Source organism: Streptomyces tateyamensis (genome assembly GCF_003205575.1).
GTDB lineage: Bacteria > Actinomycetota > Actinomycetes > Streptomycetales > Streptomycetaceae > Kitasatospora > Kitasatospora tateyamensis.
Window position 1 is genome coordinate 15,265 of record NZ_PYBW01000110.1, and the last position, 22,718, is coordinate 37,982.

The window sequence follows — 22,718 nt, forward strand, 5'->3', positions numbered from 1 at the left end:
TCATGAACGACTCTACCGACGGCCCTGTCAGCGGCACCGCACCGCCGACCCCCACCTCGGCCGCCGTCCCGCCCCCCGAGCTGATCGACCTGCCCGGCGGGTACCAGCTGCGCCGCCGCACGCTGGCCGACGTACCCGCCGTCAACGCGGTGATCGTGCGCAACATCGACCACCTGCGCCCCTGGATGCCCTGGGCCACCGAGGTGCCGAGCCTGGCCCGCACCGCCGAGATGACCAAGGCGGGCTGGCAGCTCTGGGAGGACCGCACCGACTTCCTGTACGTGCTCAGCCACCAGGCCGAACCCGGCAGCGTGCTGGGCATGTTCGGCCTGCACCGGCGGGTCGGGCCGGGCGCGCTGGAGATCGGCTACTGGATCGCCAAGGAGTACACCGGCCGCTCGCTGGCCACCAACGGCGCGGCAGCGCTGACCGAGGCCGCCCTGGCGCTGCCCGACGTCGACCGGGTGGAGATCCACTGCGACCAGGCCAACGCGGCCAGCGCCGCGGTGCCGCGCAAGCTCGACTACCGGCTGGACCGGGTGGTCGAGAGGGTGCCGGCCGCGCCCGCCGAGACCGGGCAGAAGCTGATCTGGATCAAGGAGCGGGCCGGCTGCTGACGCCGGCCGGCGGCCGGCCGTCTTAAGGGGGGCGTAACACAGTCTTCGGCGCCGGATCGAGCCTTGACGTGCCGAGTCGGCCTGGGCCATTTTTGGTGCACCCCACGACCGACGGCGCTGCACCGGCTGACGTTGCGTCAGCCGCCCCGAAACTCCGGCCCGCCGGCCCCCACCCGGCGGGCCGGACGCGTTCGCGGCCCCCGTGCCGGGCTCAGCCGGCCATCCGGGCCCGCGCGAGGATGCTCTCCGTGTCCACCCCCACCGGCAGCGTGCCGAATGCCCCGCCGTGGTCCCCCGCCACCCGCGAGGCGATGAACGCCTCCGCCACCGCCGGCACCGAGTGGCGCACCAGCAGCGCCGCCTGCAGGGTGACCGCCATCCGCTCCACCAGCCGCCTGGTCCGGTACTCCACCTCGGCCAGGTCGCCCAGCTCCTTGCGCAGTTCGGCCACCGCCTGGTCCAGCCGCCGGTCCGCGCCGGCCACCGCGTCCAGCTCGCCGAAGTACGCCTGCACCGACTGCGGGCTGCGGGCCATCGCGCGCAGTGCGTCCAGCGCGGCCACGTTCCCGGAGCCCTCCCAGATCGAGACCAGCGGCGCCTCCCGGTACAGCCGCGGCAGCCCCGACTCCTCGACGTACCCGTTGCCGCCCAGGCACTCCAGCGCCTCGGCCGCGTGCATCGGGCCGCGCTTGCAGACCCAGTACTTGGTGACGGCCAGCGCCAACCGGCGGAAGTCGGCCTCCCCCTCGTCCCCGGCCAGCGAGCGGTCGGTCGCCTCGGCCAGCCGCAGCGCCACCGTGGTGGCCGCCTCCGACTCCACCGCCAGGTCCGCCAGCACGTTGCGCATCAGCGGCTGGTGCACCAGCTCGGTCCCGAACGCCCGCCGGTGGTCGGCGTGGTGGACCGCGCGCTGGACCCCGTAGCGCATCCCGGCGGCGGCGCCCAGGGTGCAGTCGAGGCGGGTCATGTTGACCATCTCGATGATGGTCCGCACCCCGCGCCCCTCCTCCCCGACCAGCCAGCCGACCGCCTCCTCGTACTCCAGCTCGGCCGAGGCGTTGGACCGGTTGCCCAGCTTCTCCTTCAGCCGCTGGATCCGCAGCCCGTTGCGGGTGCCGTCGGGCAGCACCCGGGGCAGCACGAAGCAGCTGAGCCCGCCCGGCGCCTGGGCCAGCGTCAGGAACACGTCGGACATCGGCGCGGAGGTGAACCACTTGTGGCCGGTGAGGTGGTAGCTGCCGTCCCCGGCCGGCAGCGCCACCGTGCTGTTGGCCCGCACGTCCGAGCCGCCCTGCTTCTCGGTCATCGACATACCGGCGATCAGGCCGCGCTTGCCGTGCGGCTCGCGCAGGCCGAAGTCGTAGACGGGGGAGGCCAGCAGCGGCTCCAGCCAGTCGGCCAACGCGGGGGTGGTGCGCAGCGCCGGCACGGCCGCGTAGGTCATCGAGACCGGGCAGCCGTGGCCGGCCTCGACCTGGCTCCACAGGTAGAACTTGGCGGCCCGCGCGGTGTGCGCGCCGGGTCGCGGGTCTCGCCAGGGGGCGGCGTGCAGGCCGTGCTCCACGGCGACCGTCATCAGCTGGTGCCAGGCGGGGTGGAACTCCACCTCGTCGATCCGGTGCCCGAACCGGTCGTGGGTGCGCAGCACCGGCTCGTGCTCGTTGGCCAGCCGCCCCCACTCCCAGGCCTGTTCGCTGCCGCCCAGCGCGCCCAGCTCGCGCAGCTCCGCCTCGGCCCACCCGGCGCCGGACCGGTGCAGCGCGGCGAGCAGGGCCGGGTCCTCGGCGGTGTTGTGCCCGTAGGGCAGCGGGACCTGGTTGGTGACCTCGTGGGTGTGCGGCACGGTCGGCTCCCTACTCGTGAGGAAGACCCTCCGGCCATTGGGGGGTGGATGAAGGAGCGGCGTCCGGGCCGAGTCTGGGCGGCGCCGACGAAGGAGTCCATGCGGAGCATCGGCGACTGAGGAGAAGCCGTCCAGGCGAGAGTCCGGGCGTCGCGACGCCGCCCCCCAATGGCCGGAGGGTCTAGGTGTCGGGTTCACTGTGCCCCATCGACGCACACGAGCGGTACCCCCGGCCGCAGCGGGGTCAGCTGCTCGATGTCCCAGCGGCGGCGCAGCGCGTCCACCGCGCCCTCCGGGGGCGGGCCGTCGGCCAGCAGGTCCAGGAGCTCCTCGAAGTAGCGCTCGTGGTCCGGCGGCGGCGCGGCCTGGAAGAGCATCCGGGCGGGGGCCGGCCCGGCGTTGGCGAAGCCGTGCGGCACGCCCGCGGGGATGTGGATCAGCGCGCCCGGGGTGCCCCGGCGGACCGTCTCGCCCTCCGCCGAGCGCCAGTGCTCCCAGCCACCGGCCGTGCGTACCTCGGGCTCGAAGGCGAACATGTCCACCTCCCCCTCCAGCACGTAGAAGAACTCCTCGCTGCGCTGGTGCCGGTGCGCCCCGACGTCGAAGCCGACCGGGACCACCACCTCGAACAGCGAGCCCACCGCGCTGCGCTCTCCGGTGATCTTGAAGGTGACGTGCTGGGCCGGCCCGATCAACTTCCGCCCGCCCCCCGGGGGCAGCACCAGCCCGCTCACCAGGCCACCGGCAGCTCACGCGGCCCGCGGATCAACTCACCCCGCCGCCACGGCACCTGCTCCGGCGGCACGGCCAGCCGCAACTGCGGCAGCCGGTCGAGCAGGGTGGCCAGCAGCACCTGGGTCTCCATCCGGGCGAAGGCCGCGCCCACGCAGTAGTGCGGTCCGTGGCCGAAGGCCAGGTGCGGGTTGGGCGCCCGGTCGAAGTCCAGCTCGTGCGGGCGCTCGAAGACCTCCGGATCCCGGTTGGCCGCCACGTACGAGGAGTGCACCGCCTCCCCCGCCCGCACCAGCACCCCGCCCAACTCCACGTCCTCGGTGGCGATCCGCGCCTGGCCGACGGCGTTGCGGTGCGGCACCCAGCGCAGCAGCTCCTCCACCGCCTGCGGCACCAGCGCCGGCTCGGCGACCAGCCGCTGCCACAACTCGGGCCTGGTGAGCAGGGTGTAGGCCATGGTGGAGCTGTTGCACCGCACCGCCATCATGCCGCTCAGCTGCATCAGCACGGCGAAGCCCACCAGTTGGTCCCGGGTCAGCTCCCCCGCCCGCTCGCCCTCCAGGAGGTGGCTGATCAGGTCGTCCTGCGGCTCGGCCAGCCGCTGGTCGGCCAGCCGGTCGAAGTAGGCGCTGACCTCGTGCTTGGCGCGCTCGCTCACCTCCGGCGGGTTCGCGCCGCTGATGATCTGACCGGCCCAGGCGACCAGTTGCTCCCGGTCCGGTTCCGGGATGCCCATCAGCTCGCTCATCCCGTGCATCGCGAACGGCGCGTACACCCGGGCGACCAGGTCGGCCGGTGCCCCGTCCCGCACCATCGCGGCCACCAGATCCGACGCCAGCTCCCGCCACCTCGGGCGCAGCTGCTCGATCCGGCGGTGGGTGAACGCCTGCGAGGCGGAGCGCCGCAGCCGGGCGTGCTCGGGCGGGTCGGCGAAGCCCACCGCGTCGTGCAGCGGGACCGGGTTGGGCGCCAGCCGGGTGACGTTCTGCCGCAGCAGCGCGGCCCGGCTGAACCGCGCGTCCGAGGTCACCCTGGTGACGTCGGCGTACTTGCCCGCCAGCCAGGCCTCCCCCTCGCCGTGCGGCAGCCGGACCAGGCCCAGCCGCTCGCGGGTCAGCGCGTCCGCCATCACCGGGTCGTAGGCCAGCTCGTCCAGGTCGTCCACGGTCCACTCGGTGACCGGCCCTCGCTCCATCGGTAGCCCTCCGCTCACATCGGCCGGTTGCGCCGGCGGTCGGTCCACGTGCCCAGCGCCACCTCGGCGGTGATCCCGGGGCCGAAGCCGGCCAGGATGCCCCGGTGCTCGTCCAGTGCCTTGCCCTCCTCGAAGAGGCGGCCCAGCGCGTCCAGCACCACGGCGCTGGCGATGTTGCCGTACTCGGTGAGGGTGGCCCGGCTGTGCCGGAACGCCTCCCTGGGCACGTCCAGGAAGGTGCCCAGGTCGTCCAGGATCCGCGGGCCGCCCGCGTGCACCACGTAGAAGTCCAGCTTCGAGGCCTTCCACTGCTGCTGCTCGGCCAGCTCCACCAGCACCGGGGCGAGCGGCTCCATGGTGCCGGGCACCCGCTTGTCCAGCTGGAAGTGGAAGCCGGTGGAGCGCACCGCGTAGGAGATCCACTCCTCGGTGTGCGGGATCAGGTAGGAGCCGTTGCGCTCCAGCCGCACCCCGTACCCCTCGTTCTCGCCGCGCACCACGGCGGCCGCCACCGCGTCGCCGAACAGGCCGTTGGAGAGCAGCTGGCCGACCCCGAGGTCGGTGGGCTGGTAGCAGAGCGAGCAGAACTCGCAGGCCACCACGAGCGCGTGGCGCCCGGGGTAGGCAAGGCAGAAGTCGTGCGCGCGGTTGATCGCCGCACCGCCGGCCGCGCAGCCGAGCTGGGCGATCGGCAGCTGGCGGGTGTGCGGGTCGAACCCCAGCTCGTTGATCAGCCAGGCGGTCAGCGAGGGCATGCTGAACCCGGTGCAGGAGACGAAGACGATCAGGTCGATCTCACTCGCCGTCAGCCCCGCGTGGTCCAGCGCCCGGCGGACCACCGGCGGCACCCGCTTCTTCGCCTCGCTGGTGAAGAGCAGGTTGCGCTCCTCGAAGCCCGGGTGGCTCAGCGTCCGCTCGACCGGCTGGATCAGGTGGCGCTTGCTCACCCCGGTGTGGCTGATCAGCCGCAGCACCAGCTCCAGGTCCGGGTGGTCCCGGTGCAGGTCGCGGGCGATCGCCAGGGTGTCGTCCATGGTGATGACGTGTTCCGGCACCTCGGTCGCCGGCCTGCAGAGCACTGCCATACCTTCAGCCTCCTCGGCCACAGCCATATCACCTGACACATCACCATAAGCATACGGTGCGCATACGGTGAGTGACGGGCGGCGCCACCGCGCCCGGTCCGCGGACTACGATCGCCCGATGACCGAAACCGCTGAGCTCAGCAGCCAACCCGAGGACCGATTCCCCGCGCTCTTCGCCCCGCAGCGCTGGGAGTGGGGCGGTATCGACGCGCAGTTCGCAGTGGTCCTGCCGCCGGACGAACTGATCACCAACATCCACCTGATCGGGTTCACCCCGAACGGCCGGGTGGTGCTCTGCCGCGACGCCAAGAACCACTGGTTCCTGCCCGGCGGGACCCGGGAGTCGGGCGAGTCGGTCCGGGACTGCCTGGTCCGCGAGCTGCGCGAGGAGGCCGGCGCCCGGCTGCTCGGCGAGCCGGTCTGGCTGGGCGCGCACCGCGCGGTGACGGACCGGCCGGTCCCCTACCGGCCCTGGCAGCCGCACCCGGAGAAGGCCTGGCTCTGGGGCTGGGCCGAGGTACTGGTGGACACGGCGCCCACCAACCCGGACGACGGCGAGGAGGTGGTCGAGGTGCGGGCGGTGACGGTGGCCGAGGCCGCGGCGCTGCTGGAGCACGAGGGCTGGCGGGCCGAGCTGATCACGCTGGCCGCCGAACAGTACGGCGGCTGACCGCACCCGGGGGGGCGCGAGGCCGCTGCCCCGCGCCCCCCCGGCGGCGTCGGCCTACTTGCCCAGCCCGGCCCGCCGCAGCGCGTCCGCCATCGCACTGTTGGCCACCGGCGCCGGCGCGGCGGAGCTGCGCCGGTCCTGCCGCGGCGGCCGCGGCCCGCGGTCACCGCGCTCGCCCCGCTCCCCGCCCCGGTCGGCGCGCTCGCCCCGGTCCCGGCCGGAGCCGCCGCCCTTGGGCGTCTCCTCGTCCAGCCGCAGGGTCAGTCCGATCCGCTTGCGCGGCACGTCCACCGAGACCACCTTGCAGGTCACCACGTCGCCCGACTTCACCACCTCGCGCGGGTCCTTGACGAACCGCGAGGAGAGCGCCGACACGTGGACCAGCCCGTCCTGGTGCACGCCCACGTCCACGAAGGCGCCGAACGCGGCCACGTTGGTCACCACCCCTTCCAGCACCATGCCCACCACCAGGTCGCCGATGGTGTCGACGCCCTCCTTGAAGGTGGCGGTGCGGAAGGCCGGCCGCGGGTCGCGGCCCGGCTTGTCCAGCTCCCCCAGGATGTCGGTCACAGTCGGGATGCCGAAGGTCTCGTCGGCGAACTCGGACGGCCTGAGCGAGCGCAGCACCGCGCCGTTGCCGATCAGCTCCTTGACCGTGCCACCGGTTCTGGCCAGGATCCGGCGCACCACCGGGTAGGCCTCGGGGTGCACCGAGGAGGCGTCCAACGGGTCGTCACCGCCGGGGATGCGCAGGAAGCCGGCGCACTGCTCGAAGGCCTTCGGGCCCAGCCGGGCCACGTCCTTGAGCGCCTTGCGGGTGCGGAACGGGCCGTTCGCGTCGCGGTGCGCCACGATGTTCTCGGCCAGCGTGGCGGTCACGCCCGAGACCCGGGTGAGCAGCGGGGCGGAGGCGGTGTTCACGTCCACGCCGACCGCGTTCACGCAGTCCTCGACCACCGCGTCCAGCGAGCGGGACAGCTTGGCCTCGCTCAGGTCGTGCTGGTACTGGCCGACGCCGATCGACTTGGGGTCGATCTTGACCAGCTCCGCCAGCGGGTCCTGCAGCCGGCGGGCGATCGAGACCGCGCCGCGGATCGACACGTTGAGGTCCGGCAGCTCCTGGGAGGCGAAGGCCGAGGCGGAGTAGACCGAGGCGCCGGCCTCGGAGACGATCGCCTTGGTCAGCTTCAGCTCGGGGTGACGCTTGATCAGGTCCTCGGCCAGCTTGTCGGTCTCCCGCGAGGCGGTGCCGTTGCCGATCGCGACCAGGTCCACCTGGTGCTTGGCGGCCAGCGTGGCCAGGGTGTGCAGCGCGGCGTCCCACTTGTTGGCCGGCTGGTGCGGGTAGATGGTGTCGTGCGCGACCACCTTGCCGGTCGCGTCCACCACGGCGACCTTGACGCCGGTGCGGAAGCCCGGGTCCAGGCCCATGGTGGCCCGGGTGCCGGCCGGCGCGGCGAGCAGCAGGTCGCGCAGGTTGGCGGCGAACACCCTGACCGCCTCGTCCTCGGCCTCCTGGCGCAGCCGGCCGCGCAGGTCCAGGCCGAGCCGGACCAGGATCCTGGTCCGCCAGGCCCAGCGCACCGTGTCGGTCAGCCACTTGTCGGCGGGCCGGCCGCGGTCGGCGATGCCGAACCGGGCGGCGATCCGCTGCTCGTAGTCGTTCTCGCCGGGCAGGTCGCCGCCCTCCTCGCCGTCCACCGGGGAGAGTTCGAGGTCGAGCACCTCCTCCTTCTCGCCGCGCAGCATGGCCAGGATCCGGTGCGAGGGGAGCTTGGTGTAGGGCTCGGCGAAGTCGAAGTAGTCGGCGAACTTGGCACCGTCCTGCTCCTTGCCGCTGCGGACCTTGGCCACCAGACGGCCCCGGGTCCACATCCGCTCGCGCAGCGAACCGACCAGGTCGGCGTCCTCGCCGAACCGCTCGACCAGGATCGACCGGGCTCCGTCCAGCGCGGCGGCGGTGTCGGCCACCTGCTCGTTCAGGTAGCCGGCCGCCACCGCGGCCGGGTCCTGGTCCGGGTCGGCCAGCAGCGTGTCGGCCAGCGGCTCCAGGCCGGCCTCGCGGGCCGCCTGGGCCTTGGTCCGGCGCTTCGGCTTGAACGGCAGGTAGATGTCCTCCAGCCGGGCCTTGGAGTCGGCGCCCAGGATCTGGGCGCGCAGCGCGTCGTCCAGCTTGCCCTGGGCCTCGATCGACTCCAGCACCGCGGCCCGGCGTTCCTCCAGCTCGCGCAGGTAGCGCAGCCGTTCCTCCAGCGTGCGCAGCTGGGCGTCGTCCAGCTCGCCGGTGACTTCCTTGCGGTAGCGGGCGATGAACGGCACGGTCGAACCGCCGTCCAGCAGCTCGACGGCCGCCCTCACCTGCCCCTCGCGAACCCCGAGTTCCTCGGCGATCCGTCGCCCGACTGCTTCTTCGGCTGGCGTGGTCACGAAGCCGGTCACCTTCTCCAGAGTTGCCTTGCGGGTACGCCCTGCATTCTGGCAGCTATAGGGTCCCGGTATGGATGAGGCGCTGTTGGAACGGCTGGGCCGCGGCAAGTACCTGCTGGTCACCTCGTACAAGAAGGACGGCACGCCGGTGGCCACACCGGTGTGGGTCGTTCCCGACGGTGCGGCGCTCGGGGTCTGGACGGTGGCCGACAGCTGGAAGGTCAAGCGGATCCGGCGGCGCGCCGAGGTGCTGGTCGGGCCGTGCGACGTGCGCGGCAACCCGACCGGGGAGTCGGTCCCGGCCCGGGCCGAACTGGTGGACGCGGCCGGTTACCGCAAGGCGCTGGCGCGCAAGTACGGGCTGCTCGGGCGGCTGACCCTGCTGGGCAGCCGCCTGCGCCGCGGGCTCGGCGGTACGGTCGGGATCCGCATCACGCTTCAGGGCTGATACGGGCTCAGTTCCGCCCGCTTGGGCGGGCGGCCGTCGCCGGAGGAGCGGCCGGTGATCCGGCGCAGCACCCAGGGCCCGACGTGCACCCGCAGCCAGCGCAGGTCCGCGCGCAGCTTCGCCGCCCGGCCGACGGCCTCGGCGGCGGGCAGCGGGGCGCGCCAGTCGAAGGCGGGCTCGCGGCCGAGCGCCTGGCGGACCGCCTCGGCGACCCGGCGGTGGCCCTCCGGGGAGAGGTGCAGCCGGTCCTCGGCCCAGAGCCGGCGGTCGTCGAAGACGGTGGCGGTGAACAGGTCGACCACGGCCACCCGGGGGTGCTCGCCGAGCTGTGCCACGAAGGCCCGCAGGCGCTCGATCGCGGGCATCAGGCGGGCGCTGCCGGCCATCCGGCGGGTCGGGTCGGTGCTGGTGAAGAGCACCACGGTGGCTCCGGTGGCGAGCAGCCGCTCGACCGCCCCGCCGAGCTGGGCCTGCACCTGCTCGATCTCGCAGCCCGGGCGGAGCACGTCGTTCAGACCGCCGGCCAGCGTCACCAGCTCGCCGTCCAGGGCCAGCGCCGGTTCCAGCTGCTCGGCCCGGATCTGGCCGATCAGCTTGCCGCGCACGGCGAGGTTGGCGTAGCGGAAGTCGGCGGGGGCGACTTCCCGGGCGAGGGCCGCGGCGAGGCGGTCGGCCCAGCCCCGGTAGTGGCCGTCGGGCAGGAGCTCGTCGCACATCCCCTCGGTGAAGGAGTCGCCGAGGGCCACGTAGCTGGTGAAGGTAGTCATGGCGGACCGATGCTACCCGCGGGTTCGGCGCACCTCAGTGCAGGGTGGCGCCCGCACCCGTGACCCAGTGCTCGCGCACCGCGTCGGTGGGCCGCTGCTCGCCCAGGGCGCCCAGCCCCCAGTCCCCCAGCGCCGCCACCACCTGGCGCAGTTCCTCGCCCCACGCCGTCAGCTCGTAGACCGTGGCGTTGGCCGGCCGCTCCAGCCGGCGCCGGGCCACCACCCCCTCCGCCTCCAGCTGCTTGAGCCGGGCGGCCAGGATGTCCGTGCTGACCCCGGGCAGATCGGCGTGCAGGTCGGTGTACCGGCGCGGCCCGCCGAGCAGTTCACGGACGATCAGGAGGCTCCACCGCTCTCCCACCGCGTCCAGGGCCCGGGCGATCGCGCAGTACTGGTCGTAGCTTCGGCGTGACATGCCATCAGCATAGCCAATAGGTTGGACTTTCCAAGCAGCTACTTGGTAGAACAAAGCAAGAGCACACACGGTTCGGGCCGGGAGGCAGCAGTGGAGTTTCGGCAGTCCAGCAAACTCGCGGGCGTGTGCTACGAGATCCGCGGCCCGGTGGTCGACCAGGCGAACGCCCTGGAGGAGGCCGGCCACAGCGTGCTGCGCCTGAACACCGGCAACCCGGCCCCGTTCGGCTTCGAGGCCCCGGAGGAGATCCTCCAGGACATCATCCGCAACCTGCCGAACGCGCACGGCTACAGCGACTCGCGCGGGATCCTGCCGGCCCGCCGCGCGGTGGTCCAGTACTACCAGCAGCGCGGCGTCACCGGCGTCGGCGTGGACGACGTCTACCTCGGCAACGGCGCCTCCGAGCTGATCCAGATGTCCGTCCAGGCCCTGGTGGACGACGGCGACGAGGTGCTCGTCCCGGCCCCGGACTTCCCGCTGTGGACGGCGGTGGTCCGGCTGGCCGGCGGCAGGGCGGTGCACTACCTCTGCGACGAGCAGGCCGACTGGTACCCGGACCTCGACGACATCGCCGCCAAGATCACGGACCGCACCAAGGCGATCGTGGTGATCAACCCGAACAACCCCACCGGCGCGGTGTACCCGAAGGAGCTGCTCACCGGGATCCTGGACCTGGCCCGCCGGCACGGGCTGATGGTGCTGGCCGACGAGATCTACGACAAGATCCTCTACGACGGCGTCGAGCACCACTGCCTGGCCGCACTCGCCGACGACGTGCTCACCCTCACCTTCAACGGCCTCTCCAAGGCCTACCGGGTGGCCGGCTTCCGCAGCGGCTGGCTGGTGGTCTCCGGCCCGAAGGAGCACGCCAGGGACTACCTGGAGGGCCTGACCATGCTGGCCGGCATGCGGCTGTGCCCCAACGTGCCGGCCCAGTACGCGGTACAGGCGGCACTCGGCGGCCACCAGTCGATCCACGACCTCACGCTGCCGAACGGCCGGCTGACCGAGCAGCGTGACGTGGTCTGGCGGGCGCTCAACGAGCTGCCGGGGGTGAGCTGCGTCAAGCCGAAGGGGGCGCTGTACGCCTTCGCCAAGCTGGACCCGGCGGTGCACCGGATCCACGACGACGAGCAGTTCGTCCTGGACCTGCTGCTCCGCGAGAAGATCCACATCGTCCAGGGCACCGGCTTCAACTGGCCCCGCCCGGACCACTTCCGCTTTGTCACGCTGCCCCGCGCCCAGGACCTGGAGACGGCGATCAGCCGGATCGGCCGCTTCCTGGCGACCTACCGTCAGTAGCGCCTGCTCCGGCCGGGGCTGACGGACATTCACTCGAAAGATCCTGCGCACCCGTAGGCGCACGCCTCCCCCGCGCTGCCGTACGCGGCTTACCGGCCGTCGATCTTCCACTGAGACTGAGGAAGATCGACGGTCGACTCATGCCTGGGGGGCTCCCGTGACCACGCAACCGTTCCAGTTGCCGGACTTCTACCTGCCGCACCCGGCCCGGCTCAACCCGCACCTGGAGGCGGCCCGGGCGCACACCCGGGTGTGGGCGCGCGAGATGGGCATGCTGGAGGGCTCCGGCATCTGGGACCTCCAGGACCTGGAGGACCACGACTACGCGCTGCTGTGCGCCTACACCCACCCGGAGTGCGACAGCACCGCGCTGGATCTGGTCACCGACTGGTACGTCTGGGTCTTCTTCTTCGACGACCACTTCCTGGAGACCTTCAAGCGGTCGCTGGACCGGGTCGGCGGCAAGGCCTACCTGGACCGGCTGCCGCTCTTCATGCCGATGGAGTGGACCCCGCAGGACGGGTCCGCCGGCTTCCCCGAGCCGACCAACCCGGTCGAGGCCGGCCTCGCCGACCTGTGGGCCCGCACCGTGCCGCACATGTCGATGGACTGGCGGGCCCGGTTCCGCGAGTCCACCGAGCACCTGCTCAACGAGTCGCTCTGGGAGCTCTCCAACATCAACGAGGGCCGGATCGCCAACCCGGTGGAGTACATCGAGATGCGCCGCAAGGTCGGCGGCGCCCCCTGGTCGGCCGGTCTGGTGGAGTACGCCGCGCGCGCCGAGGTGCCCGCCTCGGTGGCGCGCAGCCGCCCGCTGCGGGTGCTGCGCGACACCTTCTCGGACGGCGTCCACCTGCGCAACGACCTGTTCTCCTACCAGCGCGAGGTCGGTTCCGAGGGCGAGCTGAGCAACGGCGTGCTGGTGCTGGAGACCTTCCTCGACTACTCCACCCAGCAGGCCGCCGACGCGGTCAACGAGCTGCTCACCAGCCGCCTGCACCAGTTCGAGAACACCTTCTTCACCGAGCTGCCCCCGCTCTTCGCCGAACACCGGCTCAGCGCACCGGAGATGGCCCGGGTGCTGGCCTACGCCAAGGGCCTGCAGGACTGGCAGTCCGGCGGCCACGAGTGGCACATGCGCTCCAGCCGCTACATGAACGACCGAGTCGGCAGCCGAGGTTCGTCCTTCTCGGCGGTCCCGGCAGGCCTCGGGACCTCCGCCGCCGACCTGCGCCGGCTGATCGACCCCCAGGTGCTGCGCAGCTTCAGCCACGTCCCCTACCAGCCGGTGCCCGAGTACCGGGTGCCGGCCATGTACCAGCCCTTCACCCCGGCGCTCAGCCCCCACCTCGAAGGGGCCCGGCGCGCCAGCGCCGCCTGGGCCCGAGCCCGCGGCTACCTCGACTTCCGCCCCGGACTGGCGGATTCGGGCGTCTGGGACGAGCGCAAGCTCGCCACCGCCGACCTGGCGCTCTGCTCGGCGGGCATCGCTCCGGACGCCACGCCGGAGGAGTTGGAGCTCTCCGCCGAGTGGCTGATCTGGGGCACCTACGCCGACGACTGGTTCCCGATCGCCTACGGCCACCCCGCCGACCTGGCCGGGGCCCGCGCCTGCGTGGACCGGCTGGCCCGGTTCACCCCGACCACCGAGGTCACCGCCGTCCCGCAGCCGGTCACCCTGCTGGAGCAGGGCCTGGCCGAGCTGTGGGCCCGCACCGCCGGGCCGATGGGGCCGGCGGAGCGCGAGCCCTTCGCCGCAGGGATCCACCGGATGCTGGAGAGCTGGGTCTGGGAGATCGCCAACCGCGCCGAGAACCGGATCCCCGACCCGGTGGACTACATCGAGATGCGGCGCGACACCTTCGGGTCGGAGATGACCCTGAGCCTGACCAGGCTCGGCCGCCGGCGCTCCACGCCCGCCGAGGTCTGGGCGAGCGGCACCGTCAAGGCGATGGAGCAGGCGGCCGCGGACTACGCCTGGCTGATCAACGACCTGCACTCCTACCGCAAGGAGGTGCAGTTCGAGGGCGAGCTGCACAACGCCGTGCTGGTGGTGCAGAACTTCCTCGGCTGCGACCTGGAGCACGCGCTGCGGGTGGTGACCGACCTGCAGACCTCCCGGATGCGCCAGTTCGAACACCTGACGGCACTCGAACTCCCCCAGCTCTACCGGGACTTCGACCTCACCCCGGAGCAGTGCGCGGAACTCGACGCCTACGTGGGCGATCTGCGGAACTGGATGAGCGGCATCCACGTCTGGCACCGGAGCGTGGCCCGGTACCACGACTCCGAGTTCGAGTACCAGCCCGCCGCCCACCGGGCCCGGGTGGCCGCGGCCGCCGCCGGTGCGCCCAATACCGCCGGTACCGCCGGTCCCGTCTTCCGGATCCCCGGCCCGAACGGCCTCGGCACCTCCGCCGCGCAGCTCCTCACCACCCTGCTCACCAGCGGCGCCCGGCGCTGAACCGAGGGTGCGGCGGGCCCCGGTCAGGCCCGCCGCACCCTCGGGTGACCGAGCGTCAGCTGCCGCCCCACCGCCCGGCGCCGCCCCAGAGCATCCCCATCGATCCGGTGTTCAGCGTGCCGTTCCCGAGGCCGGTGTACAGCCGCAGGTCGTTGTTGGCGTCGATGCCCGCGATGTCGGCCTTGCCGTCGTGGTCGAAGTCGCCGGCCGTGATCGCCCCGAAGCCGCCCCACTGGCCGCCGCCGGGCCACATCAGGCCGCCTGACGAGGTGTTGATCGTCCCGTCGCCGTTACCGGCGTACAGCCGCATGTCGTTGTTGGCATCGATGCCCGCGATGTCGGCCTTGCCGTCGCCGTTGAAGTCGCCCGCCGCGAGCCCGTGGAAGTTGACCCAGTTCCCGTTGCCCGCCAGCATCTTCCAGCCGCCCGTGCCGGTGTTCAGCGTGCCGTCGCCGTTGCCCAGGTAGAGGCGCAGGTCGTTGTTGGCGTCGATGCCCGCGATGTCGGCCTTGCCGTCACCGTTGAAGTCACCGGCAACGATCGCCTTGAAGCCCTGCCAGAGCCCGCCGCCCGGCCACATCAGCGCGCCGCCGTTCAGGTGGCCCTGGCCGTCGCCGGTGTACAGGCGCAGGTCGTTGTTGGCGTCGATGCCGGCCAGGTCGGCCCTGCCGTCACCGTTGAAGTCACCGGCCGCAATCGCCTTGAAGCCCTGCCAGAGCCCGCCGAGCGGCCACATCTGGGCGCCCGGGCCGATATTCAGGGTGCCGTCGGCATTGCCGGGGTAGAGCCGCAGGTCGTTGGTGTCGCCGACGACCGCCAGGTCCGTCCGGCCGTCGCCGTTGAAGTCCCCGGCCGCCGTCAGCACGGAGCTGCGCAGCGGCGGGCAGGTCCGGGCGGGCGCGGGCATCGCGGCAGGCTGGTCGGCCGTGAACGCCAGGTTGTAGAAGGCCAGCAGGCCGGCGCCGTTGTCGTTGGTGATCCAGTTCCCCGGACCGTCGTGGCCCAGGTAGCTGACCCCGGTGGCCCCGGTGGCCGGCCCGCTCAGCTGCAGCACCACCATTCCGGGCTGGACGGCCACCGAACTGACCTTGGCCGTGCTGCCGTTGACCAGGAAGTCGTCGGCCGGACCGCAGGGCAGGTTCAGCCGGTCGGTGCTGTTGCGCAGCGCGATGGAGATCCGGCTGTGGTCGGCGGCGGAGAACCAGGCGGTGGCCGGGCTCGGCGGGGTGGCCGCGGTGGCGCTGCCGCCGTACAGGTCGTACGCGACGGTGGCGAAGTCGTGGTCGGCCAGCGCCTGGTAGCCGCCGCGGTAGTAGAAGTGGCAGTTGTTGTTGGGCATCGCGTCCAGGCCCTGGCGGTCCACTCCGTCGGTGCTCAGCAGCGTCACCCCGGGCAGGTCGCTGTAGCCGCGCTGGGCGTCCCGCTCCTGGTAGGAGCGCTGGAAGGTGGTGGAGCCGTACGGCATGCAGCCGTTGCGGATCTGGTGCGGGTAGACATGCTGCAGGCCGGGGTAGTCCTGCTGCCAGGCGGTCAGCACGGTGCCGAAGCCGGACGTCTGGGCCGCCACGTCGTTGTTGTCCGACTCGCCCTGGTACCAGAAGATGCCGCGCACCTGGTTCTGCACCCCGGCCCGCTGCGCCCGGCTGAGCAGTCGGCCGTAGTTGGTGCTGGTGTCAGCGTGGTTGGCCGGGTTGGGCTTGAAGACGTCGATCGGCATGCCGTCCTGGCTGCCCTGCAGGACCGCCACCGGGACGCCGTAGGTGTCCACGATCCGCCTGCCCATCCGCACCGCGTACTGGCCCACCACCCCGGCGTCCTGGTAGCCGTCGCCCGTGGCCTGCCGCCAGGTGTTGTCCGCGGCGGAGGCCGCGCTGTCAGCGGTGGAGGAGCCGAAGGTCCGCACCCAGGGCGACTGGTCCGGGGCGCTGCTGTTGTCCGCGGCGCCGTCGTAGCGCTGGCGGGCCGCGCCGTTGGACTGCCCGTCGTCCAGGTAGACGTCGCCTGCGACGACGTCGGTCCAGCTGTTCTGCAGCACGGTGGTGCTGCCGACCGCGTAGAGCGAGAAGGTGTAGGCGGTCAGGCCCGCGGTGATGGTCGGGGCGAAGGAGAACGCGGCGCCGGTGCCGGCCACCGGGACGGTGGTGCTGGAGAACGGCGAGCCGTCCCTGGTCACGTCCAGTCGCATCGCGCTCGGCTGACCCTGCGTCACCTGGCCGGCCACCCGCACCACGGCGGTGTTCGCGGCCGGGTCGCGCGGATAGAGCTGATGCGTCGTCGGCGCCTGGCTGTAACTCACCGCGGTCAGCGTGTCCGCGGCGACCGGCCCGGCCGCCGGCAGCAGGCCGGCCAGTGCGAGTACGGCGGCCGAAGCCGTCAGAAAGGCGGTACGACCGCGAATCCGGCCGCGCCGGAGCGAAGCGTGCAGCACGTGAACGTCCCCTAGTGGATCGATCCAACACGAACGGGCGTTCGCCAGTATGACGGGTGACCGATCAGGAACCGCTGGAAGACAGGCCCTAGGATCCGGACCATGACCGTCGCCCGCTCCGCCCTGCTCTTCCTGCTCGCCGCCCTGCTGGAGATCGGCGGGGCCTGGCTGGTCTGGCAAGGGGTGCGGGAGCACCGGGGGTGGGGCTGGATCGGGGCGGGGATGGTGGCGCTGGGTGCGTACGGGTTCGTGGCCACCCTGCAGCCGGACAGCCACTTCGGCCGGGTGCTGGCGGCGTACGGCGGGGTCTTCGTGGCCGGGTCGCTGGCCTGGGGCGTACTGGTGGACGGCTTCCGGCCGACCCGCTACGACGTGCTCGGCGCGCTGGTCTGCCTGGCCGGGGTCGGCGTGATCATGTACGGCCCGCGCCGCTGACGTCTGCTCAGGCCGCTGCCACCGCCCGGACCGCCGCCGCCAGCTGACCGGCCACCACCGCCGGCTCGCCGAGCGCCGCGCCCACCATCGCGCCGTCCCGCAGCAGCATCAGCATCCCGGCCCGCTGCTCCGGCTCGCCCACCCCCAGCTCCGCGAGCACCCGCACGAACAGCGCGCGCAGCCAGGCCCGGTGCGCCGCGATCGCCTGCGCCACGGGGCTGGCGGCGTCCGGGTACTCGGCGGCCGCGTTGATGAACGGGCAGCCGCGGAAGCCCGGCCGGCACATCTCCTCGCCGAGCCTGGTCACGAACAGCTCCAGCGCCCGGTCCGCGGTCAGCCCCGGGAAGGCCGCCGCCACCTGGGCCCGCACGCCGGCGTCCCAGTGCTCGACGTAGCTGCGGACCAGCTCCTCCTTGCTCGGGAAGTGCCGGTAGAAGGTGGCCCTGGTGACCCCGGCCTCGGTGACGATCCGGTCCACCCCCACCGCGTGGATGCCCTCGGCGTAGAACAGCCGGGTGGCCGTGTCGAGCACCCGGTCACGGGCGGCGGAAGGTGTACTCACAAGGTCGACCGTACTACCATCCCCAAGGGAGAACGAACGTTCTGTCTAGCAGCCGCCCAGTCGGCCGCTCCCCTTCCCGGAAGGACCGCACCATGGCCAAGTCCCCCGAGCTCGGCGCCCCGGCCCCGGACTTCACGCTGCCCGGTCTGCTGCTGGGCGAGGACGGCGCCGAGCGCCGCGACTACCGGCTCGCCGATGCCAAGGGCCACCCGCTGGTGCTGGTCTTCTACCCCGGCGACAACACCGCGGTCTGCACCAAGCAGCTCTGCTCCTACACCTCGGACCTGGACCGGTTCCGCGACCTCGGCGCAGCCGTCTGGGCGGTCAGCCCGCAGGACCTGGACAGCCACGAGGGCTTCGCCCGCCGCTACGACCTGCGCTTCCCGTTGCTCGCCGACCCGGACCGCACCGTGGCCAAGGCCTTCGGCATCGCCGTCCCGGGCCTAGGCCTGCGCCGCTCGGTCTTCATCCTGGACGGCGACGGCACGGTCCGCTGGCGCCACATCGCGCTGGCCGGGCTCACCTTCCAGAACACCGACACCCTGACCGAGGCCCTCGCCGCGCTCTGACACCGTGTCATCCCCGGACCGGGATCCCTCCCGGGCCGGGGTGACTCACCCGCGGCCTCAGACCCGGGCGACCAGCTCACCGATGGTGCTGCTCGGCCCGTGCCCCGCGTGCACCGCCGTGTCCGGCGGCAGGTCGAGCAGCCGGTCCCGGACGGTCTGCGGGTCGGCCCCGGCCCCCGGCCCGTCCGCATCCAGCGTCTGCCCGGTGAAGACGGCGTCCAGCGCCGGCAGGTAGATGCTCACGCTGCCCGGAGTGACCCCCGGGGTGTGCCGGACGTGCAGGTACAGGCCGCCGACCACCAGGCGCTGGCCGTCGCGCAGCTCCTCGTCCGGCCGGTCGTCGGCCGGCCAGCGGAACAGGTCGGCCGGGTGCAGGTGGATGGGGGCACCGGTGATCGCCGCCAGCGACAGCACCGCCTCGACCTGGTCCGGCTCGGCCCGGGTGCACAGGATCGCCAGCACCTGACGGTCACCCAGCCGGTCCGCGATCAGCTCGGCGTCGTGCGCCGGATCGATCACCACCGCCTCGTCCTCGTTGGCGATGATCCAGACGTTGCTCTCCACCGGCCGGCCGTCCGGATCCGGGTCCCCCGCCGTGACCAGGTGCTCGATCTCCGGTTCCGGGGGCAGCTGCCGCATCTTCCAGTCCTGACTCTTCGTTCACCGCGCGGGACCGGACGGCCCCTCACCAGCGATTCTCCCTCACCCGGCGTCAGCCGGTGACCGCGGCGGCGCCGGCACCGGCCGGCACGGTCAGCCGGTGGCCGCCGCGAGCGCCCGCCCGGCCACCCGTCCGGAGAAGAGGCAGCCGCCCAGGAAGGTGCCCTCCAGCGAGCGGTAGCCGTGCACCCCGCCACCGCCGAAGCCGGCCACCTCGCCCGCCGCGTACACCCCCGCCAGCACCGAGCCGTCGGCCCGCAGCACCCGCCCGTCCAGGTCGGTCTCCAGGCCGCCCAGCGACTTGCGGGTCAGGATGTTGAGCCGCACCGCGATCAGCGGCCCGGCCTTGGGATCGAGCAGCCGGTGCGGGGCGGCGGTGCGGATCAGCTTGTCGCCCAGGTAGCGGCGGGCCCCGTGGATCGCGGTCAGCTGCAGGTCCTTGGTGAAGGGGTTGGCCACCTCGCGGTCCCGGGCCTCGATCTCGCGGCGCAGCGCGGCCTCCTCGATCAGCGGCTCCCCGGCCCCGTCACGAGTGGTCAGCGCGTTCATCCCGGCCACCAGCTCGGTCAGTGTGTCGGCCACCACGAAGTCCGCCCCGTGCTTCTTGAACGCCTCCACCGGCCCGGGCGCGCCGGGCAGCGCGCGGCCGAGCACCTGGCGCACGCTGCGGCCGGTCAGGTCCGGGTTCTGCTCGGAGCCGGAGAGGGCGAACTCCTTCTCGATGATCTTCTGGGTGAGCACGAACCAGGTGTGGTCGTGACCCGTCGTCATGATGTGTTCCAGCGTGCCCAGGGTGTCGAAGCCGGGGAAGAGCGGGACCGGCAGCCGGTTGCCACGGGCGTCCAGCCAGAGCGAGGACGGGCCGGGCAGGATCCGGATGCCGTGCATGGCCCAGATCGGGTCCCAGTTCTCGATGCCCTCGGTGTAGTGCCACATCCGGTCACCGTTGATCAGGTGGCCGCCGGCCCGGCCGGCCGCCTGCTGCATCAGCCCGTCCACGTGCGCGGGCACGCCGCTGAGCAGCTTGGCCGGCGGGGTGCCCAGCCGGGCCGGCCAGGCCTGGCGGACCAGTTCGTGGTTGCCGCCGATCCCGCCGGAGGCGATCAGCACGGCCTGCGCCCGCAGCTCGAAGGCGCCCTCGACCTCCCGCGAGCTGGCCGCGCCGCGCCGCACCGCGCTGGGCACCAGCAGCTCGCCGCGGACCGTGTCGGTGACCCCGGCGGTGGCGGCCAGTTCGGTGACCCGGTGTCGGAACCGCAGCTCGACCAGGCCCTTGGCCACCGCCGCCCGCACCCGGCGGCCGAACGGCTCGACCAGCCCGGGTCCGGTGCCCCAGGTGATGTGGAAGCGCGGGACCGAGTTGCCCGGGCCGCTGGCCAGCAGCCCGCCGCGCTCGGCCCAGCCGACCACCGGGAAGAACCGCACCCCCTGGGCCCGCAGCCAGGCCCGCTTCTCGCCGGCCGCGAAGTCCACGTAGGCCTCGGCCCAGGCCCGCGGCCAGCGGTCCTCCGGGCGGTCGAAGCCGGCCGTGCCGAGCCAGTCCTGCCAGGCCAGCTCGGGCGAGTCGCGGATCCGCAGCCGGCGCTGCTCGGGCGAGTCGACCAGGAAGAGGCCGCCGAAGGACCAGTGCGCCTGACCGCCGAGCGAGGCGGCGGGCTCCTGGTCGAGCAGGATCACCCGGCGGCCGGCCTCGGCCAGTTCCGCGGTGGCGACCAGCCCCGCCAGGCCGGCGCCGATCACGATCACGTCGGCGTCCACTGCCATCGGGGCTCCTCGGAGGTGGTGCGGGGTCCTCCGGTGATCCTCGGGCTTCGGCGACTACGCGTCAATCTCTTGACACTCCAACAGAACCGCACTGTCATATGTGATGTTCCATTCGGATCCGTTCGATTCTGTTCGTTCGTCACCCCGACCTCCCGCTGGAGAGGACCCCCATGGACGTTCCACTGCGCCGCAGAATGACCCGCGGCTCAACGGCCGCCACCACCGCACTGGCCCTGTTCACCGGTGGCGGCGCGCTCGCGGTCGGTCTGCAACTGGCCGCCGCCCCACCCGCGCTGGCCGTCGACAACGGGCTCGACCTGACCCCGCAGATGGGCTTCAACAACTGGAACTCGACGCACTGCGGCACCCAGTTCAACGAGGCGATGATCGAGGGCATCGCCGACCTGTTCGTCAGCAAGGGCCTCAAGGCGGCCGGCTACCAGTACGTCAACCTGGACGACTGCTGGGCGCTGCCCGACCGGGACGCCGGTGGCAACCTGGTCCCCGACCCGGTCCGCTTCCCGCACGGGATCAAGGCGCTGGCCGACTACGTGCACGGCAAGGGCCTCAAGTTCGGCCTGTACTCCAGCGCCGGCACCCACACCTGCGACGTGCAGGGCTTCCCCGGCGGGCTCGGACACGAGCAGCAGGACGCCAACCTGTGGGCCTCCTGGGGCGTGGACTACCTCAAGTACGACAACTGCAACAACCAGGGCCAGGACGCCCAGGCCCGGTACCGGACGATGGGCGAGGCACTCAAGGCCACCGGCCGCCCGATCCTGTACAGCATCTGCGAGTGGGGCTCCACCTCGCCGTGGACCTGGGCGCCGCGGGTCGGCAACTCCTGGCGCACCACCGGCGACATCAGCGACAACTGGTGGTCGATGATCTCCCGGGCCACCGCCAACATGGGCCTGGCGCCGTACGCCAAGCCCGGGGGCTTCAACGACCCCGACATGCTGGAGGTCGGCAACGGCGGGATGACGGGCACCGAGTACCGGACCCACTTCAGCCTCTGGTCCGAGATGGCCGCCCCGCTGATGATCGGCACCGACCTGCGCACCGCGGCGCCCGAGACCCTGGCCATCCTGACCAACACCGACGTGATCGCGGTCGACCAGGACCCGCTGGGCAAGCAGGGCTCGGTGGTCTCCAACGCCGACGGACTGGTCGTCATGTCCAAGCCGCTGGCCGACGGCGGCCGCGCGGTGACCCTGACCAACGAGGGCTCCTACGACGCGACGATCAGCGCCGGCACGGCCCAGCTGGGCCTGGCCGGGGCCACCGACTACACGGTCAAGGACCTCTGGTCCAAGCAGACCAGCCACGCCACGGACACGGTCAGCGCCACCGTGCCCGGCCACGGCACCGTGATGGTCCGGGTCACCCCGAACCGCCCGGTGCAGCCGGCCACCGGGATCGACTACCTGAGCGACCTGTCCTTCGCCACCGAGACCAACGGCTGGGGCCCGGTGGAGCGCGACCAGAGCGTGGGTGACTGGCACCCGCGGGACGGCCGCACCCTGGCCCTCCGCGGCACCCGGTACGACAAGGGGCTGGGCGTGCACGCGACCAGTGACGTCTCCTTCCTGCTCGGCGGCGCCTGCAAGGACCTGGTCACCGAGGTTGGCCTGGACGACGAGACCGGCGGCAACGGCTCGGCGCAGTTCCAGGTCTTCCGCGACGGCGTCAAGGTCGCCGACAGCGGCGTGCTGACCGGCAGCGACCCGGCCAGGCGGCTGACCGCCGACCTGTCCGGGGCCCAGCAGCTGCGCCTGGTCGTGCTGCCGGGGGCCGGCGCCAACACCTGGGACCACGCCGACTGGGCCGGGGCGAGGATCGCCTGCGGCTCCGGTCCGGCGGCCGGCCCGCACCAGGTCTCCGACCTCGTCTGGTCCTCGGCCGGCAACGGCTGGGGTCCGGTGGAGAAGGACATGAGCGTCGGCGAGGACTACACCCGCGACGGCGGCCCGCTGACCGTGCACGGCACCGGCTACGCCAAGGGCCTGGGCACCAACGCGCCCAGCGACATCGCCTACTACCTGGGCGGTTCCTGCCACTCGTTCAGTACCGACCTGGGCCTCGACGACGAGACCCGCGGGCGCGGCTCGGTGGACTTCCAGGTCTGGGCGGACGGCGTGAAGGTGGCCGACTCCGGCCCGGTCACCCCGGCGAGCGGGGTCAGGCACCTGACCGCCGACCTGACCGGAGCCGACGAGGTGCACCTGGTGGTCACCGACGGCGGTGACGGCAACAACAGCGACCACGCCGACTGGCTGGCGCCGCAGCTCGGCTGCTGACCGCCGCAGGAGCCGACGGGCCGGCGGGGGCACCC

18 protein-coding genes and 1 pseudogene are annotated in these 22,718 nt (G+C 72.7%); 8 read left to right on the forward strand and 11 right to left on the reverse strand.

Going from position 1 to position 22,718, the window contains the following annotated elements; genetic code table 11:
* The first annotated feature begins 2 nt into the window (after window positions 1-2).
* Window positions 3-617 carry a GNAT family N-acetyltransferase gene (locus tag C7C46_RS26650; protein ID WP_181442536.1) on the forward strand — a complete coding sequence of 205 codons (615 nt, stop codon included), beginning with the start codon at window positions 3-5 and terminating at the stop codon, window positions 615-617.
* A gap of 211 nt (window positions 618-828) precedes the next feature.
* Here the strand turns inward: C7C46_RS26650 and C7C46_RS26655 are convergent, their stop codons facing one another.
* The 4 genes from C7C46_RS26655 to C7C46_RS26670 form a co-directional block, all read right to left on the reverse strand.
* Window positions 829-2,460 (reverse strand): acyl-CoA dehydrogenase family protein, encoded by a 1,632-nt coding sequence (locus C7C46_RS26655; protein ID WP_110672484.1) that lies wholly within the window; start codon window positions 2,458-2,460, stop codon window positions 829-831.
* Window positions 2,461-2,654: 194 nt separating this feature from the next.
* On the reverse strand, window positions 2,655-3,197 hold the full coding sequence (locus tag C7C46_RS26660; protein WP_110672485.1) for a cupin domain-containing protein: 543 nt from the start codon (window positions 3,195-3,197) through the stop codon (window positions 2,655-2,657).
* Entirely contained in the window at window positions 3,191-4,387 is a 1,197-nt protein-coding gene (locus tag C7C46_RS26665) for a cytochrome P450 (RefSeq protein WP_110672486.1), read from the reverse strand. Before C7C46_RS26665 ends, C7C46_RS26660 begins: the two co-directional genes overlap by 7 nt.
* 14 nt (window positions 4,388-4,401) lie before the next feature.
* Window positions 4,402-5,499, reverse strand: a complete 1,098-nt coding sequence (locus C7C46_RS26670; protein ID WP_110672487.1) for a type III polyketide synthase — start codon at window positions 5,497-5,499, stop codon at window positions 4,402-4,404.
* A 91-nt stretch (window positions 5,500-5,590) separates the two neighbouring features.
* Between C7C46_RS26670 and C7C46_RS26675 the strand changes: the two genes are divergently transcribed.
* On the forward strand, window positions 5,591-6,142 hold the full coding sequence (locus C7C46_RS26675; RefSeq protein WP_110672488.1) for an NUDIX hydrolase: 552 nt from the start codon (window positions 5,591-5,593) through the stop codon (window positions 6,140-6,142).
* A gap of 54 nt (window positions 6,143-6,196) precedes the next feature.
* On the opposite strand, the gene C7C46_RS26680 is transcribed toward C7C46_RS26675, so the two are convergent.
* The gene (locus C7C46_RS26680) at window positions 6,197-8,569 is read right to left on the reverse strand and encodes a Tex family protein (protein WP_245984967.1); all 2,373 of its coding nucleotides are present in this window, start codon (window positions 8,567-8,569) and stop codon (window positions 6,197-6,199) included.
* A gap of 70 nt (window positions 8,570-8,639) precedes the next feature.
* On the opposite strand from C7C46_RS26680, the gene C7C46_RS26685 reads away from it, so the two are divergent.
* Window positions 8,640-9,017: a PPOX class F420-dependent oxidoreductase gene (locus tag C7C46_RS26685; RefSeq protein WP_110672490.1), complete on the forward strand. Its 378-nt coding sequence runs from the start codon at window positions 8,640-8,642 to the stop codon at window positions 9,015-9,017.
* Here C7C46_RS26685 and C7C46_RS26690 read toward each other — a convergent pair.
* Both C7C46_RS26690 and C7C46_RS26695 read right to left on the reverse strand, forming a co-directional pair.
* Window positions 9,008-9,784, reverse strand: coding sequence for an SGNH/GDSL hydrolase family protein (locus C7C46_RS26690; RefSeq protein WP_110672491.1), 777 nt, complete (start codon window positions 9,782-9,784; stop codon window positions 9,008-9,010). The genes C7C46_RS26685 and C7C46_RS26690 overlap by 10 nt on opposite strands.
* Window positions 9,785-9,848: 64 nt before the next feature.
* Window positions 9,849-10,199, reverse strand: a pseudogene (locus C7C46_RS26695) (winged helix-turn-helix transcriptional regulator); the annotation flags it as partial.
* A gap of 90 nt (window positions 10,200-10,289) precedes the next feature.
* On the opposite strand from C7C46_RS26695, the gene C7C46_RS26700 reads away from it, so the two are divergent.
* On the forward strand, window positions 10,290-11,501 hold the full coding sequence (locus tag C7C46_RS26700; protein WP_110672493.1) for a pyridoxal phosphate-dependent aminotransferase: 1,212 nt from the start codon (window positions 10,290-10,292) through the stop codon (window positions 11,499-11,501).
* 157 nt (window positions 11,502-11,658) lie between these two features.
* Window positions 11,659-13,965, forward strand: coding sequence for a terpene synthase family protein (locus tag C7C46_RS26705; RefSeq protein ID WP_220040694.1), 2,307 nt, complete (start codon window positions 11,659-11,661; stop codon window positions 13,963-13,965).
* A 55-nt stretch (window positions 13,966-14,020) separates the two neighbouring features.
* On the opposite strand, the gene C7C46_RS26710 is transcribed toward C7C46_RS26705, so the two are convergent.
* Entirely contained in the window at window positions 14,021-16,393 is a 2,373-nt protein-coding gene (locus C7C46_RS26710; RefSeq protein ID WP_110672494.1) for an FG-GAP-like repeat-containing protein, read from the reverse strand.
* Window positions 16,394-16,495: 102 nt separating this feature from the next.
* Between C7C46_RS26710 and C7C46_RS26715 the strand changes: the two genes are divergently transcribed.
* Entirely contained in the window at window positions 16,496-16,828 is a 333-nt protein-coding gene (locus C7C46_RS26715) for a YnfA family protein (protein WP_110672495.1), read from the forward strand.
* 7 nt (window positions 16,829-16,835) lie between these two features.
* On the opposite strand, the gene C7C46_RS37435 is transcribed toward C7C46_RS26715, so the two are convergent.
* Window positions 16,836-17,390, reverse strand: coding sequence for a TetR/AcrR family transcriptional regulator (locus tag C7C46_RS37435; RefSeq protein WP_110672496.1), 555 nt, complete (start codon window positions 17,388-17,390; stop codon window positions 16,836-16,838).
* A 92-nt stretch (window positions 17,391-17,482) separates the two neighbouring features.
* On the opposite strand from C7C46_RS37435, the gene C7C46_RS26725 reads away from it, so the two are divergent.
* On the forward strand, window positions 17,483-17,959 hold the full coding sequence (locus tag C7C46_RS26725) for a peroxiredoxin (RefSeq protein ID WP_110672497.1): 477 nt from the start codon (window positions 17,483-17,485) through the stop codon (window positions 17,957-17,959).
* 57 nt (window positions 17,960-18,016) lie between these two features.
* On the opposite strand, the gene C7C46_RS26730 is transcribed toward C7C46_RS26725, so the two are convergent.
* Window positions 18,017-18,598: an MBL fold metallo-hydrolase gene (locus tag C7C46_RS26730; RefSeq protein ID WP_110672498.1), complete on the reverse strand. Its 582-nt coding sequence runs from the start codon at window positions 18,596-18,598 to the stop codon at window positions 18,017-18,019.
* Window positions 18,599-18,712: 114 nt separating this feature from the next.
* Window positions 18,713-20,383 (reverse strand): FAD-binding dehydrogenase, encoded by a 1,671-nt coding sequence (locus C7C46_RS26735; RefSeq protein ID WP_110672499.1) that lies wholly within the window; start codon window positions 20,381-20,383, stop codon window positions 18,713-18,715.
* Between the two features lie 194 nt (window positions 20,384-20,577).
* Between C7C46_RS26735 and C7C46_RS26740 the strand changes: the two genes are divergently transcribed.
* Complete coding sequence (locus tag C7C46_RS26740; RefSeq protein WP_110672500.1) at window positions 20,578-22,683, forward strand: NPCBM/NEW2 domain-containing protein; 2,106 nt, start codon at window positions 20,578-20,580, stop codon at window positions 22,681-22,683.
* Window positions 22,684-22,718 lie beyond the last annotated feature (35 nt).